Source organism: Vibrio sp. D173a (assembly GCF_030248475.1).
Genome location: NZ_JAHGAH010001344.1, coordinates 1 through 1349 on the forward strand (window position 1 = coordinate 1; position 1349 = coordinate 1349).

At 44.6% G+C, this 1349-nt stretch carries 1 protein-coding gene and 1 pseudogene; both read right to left on the bottom strand.

The window, feature by feature from the left end; all coding sequences use genetic code 11:
- On the bottom strand, positions 1-676 hold a 676-nt coding region (locus tag KIV40_RS33255; RefSeq protein WP_285353664.1), incomplete at its 3' end, for an AI-2E family transporter.
- A gap of 310 nt (positions 677-986) precedes the next feature.
- Positions 987-1349: pseudogene (locus KIV40_RS33260) on the bottom strand (aspartate aminotransferase family protein); the annotation flags it as partial.

Consider the following 1349-nt stretch of genomic DNA (forward strand, 5'->3'; position numbering starts at 1 on the left):
CAATCGCAGTTAAAAATGAGCCCATAACAGCGGATTTAGATACTTGTTCGATCTCTGCAAGTAGCTTGTCTTCTTGGCTGCGAGACAGAGGCAATATGTGACGAACTACACTGATGATCTTGTCATGATCGCGCAGCAGGAAGAACAGCACGAACAGCATCAAGAAGAAATCCATCAAGAAGTTGGTCGCATCACCTAAGATCTTGGCACTGATCCCAACCAATTTGGAGCCAAAGCTAGTAGCAAATTCACCGACTTTCTGCGCAATGGCTTGTGGTTCAATGTTATCAAACGGCAGGTAGTCATTAACGAAAGCCAGAGCCTTAACAACCAGTGGATGCTCAAATAGGGTCTGGATGCCGCCATGTGTCACCCACTTATAAGTGTTCTGCGAGAACAGCGAACCTTGCTGAACAATGGCTGCAAAGACCGCGAGCAGAGGGATGACTATGATGAAAGTAAGAATGATGCACGATAGTAGAGAGACCAAATTGGCTTTGTTTGGCAGTTTTTTCTCTAGCCATTCATGGATAGGGAACATCAGTAGCGAGATGATGAACGCCATGACGATGGAGTTGACGTAAGGTTCAATCAATAAATAACAGGCATACGCCGCCGCAAGTAGGGCGACAATAATCACCCAATGACTTGAGTTAATTTTGATCTTTTCTGACACGGTAGTGGTCTCTATGTTTGCGAACTCAGTTTATAATGGCTGCAAAACAGAGAGTTAGCAATGAGGAGTTTTCATTATGGGGTGTTGTAATAACGACAAAAAATGCCAAGAGAATGAGCAGCAAGTCAAAAAAGAGATCCCGTGGTTTCGAATGTTGCTGGGCACTTTAATGCTACTGGTGTTTTTATTCTGGGAGCGCTAACTGGAAGTCGCAAAGAGGTGAGAACTATTTTGTGACTCTCGGTTTGCTTGAAAAAGAAAAGGCTGCACTTGTCAGCCTTTATAATCAATATGTTAAAGCTAAATAGCCTTATTCTGCAGCAATGATTGCGAAACAGCGATCAGCCGCTTCTAGTGTTGCATCGATCTCTTTAGAGCCGTGAGCTAGTGATGTGAAGCTTGCTTCGAATGCTGAAGGCGCAAGGTAAACACCGTGATCCAGCATTAGGTGGAAGAAGCGTTTGAAGCGTTCTACATCACACTTGGTTACATCTTCGTAGCAAGTCACTGATTCTTGTTCAGTGAAGAAGAAACCAAACATACCGCCTACTTGGTGCACTAGCATTGGAATGCCGTGCTTGTCAGCCAGTTGCTTGAAGCCGTCAGCCAGTTGCTTAGTTTTTGCTGCTAGACGCTTCTCGTTGCCTTCTTCACGTAGAAGGTTCAAACATGC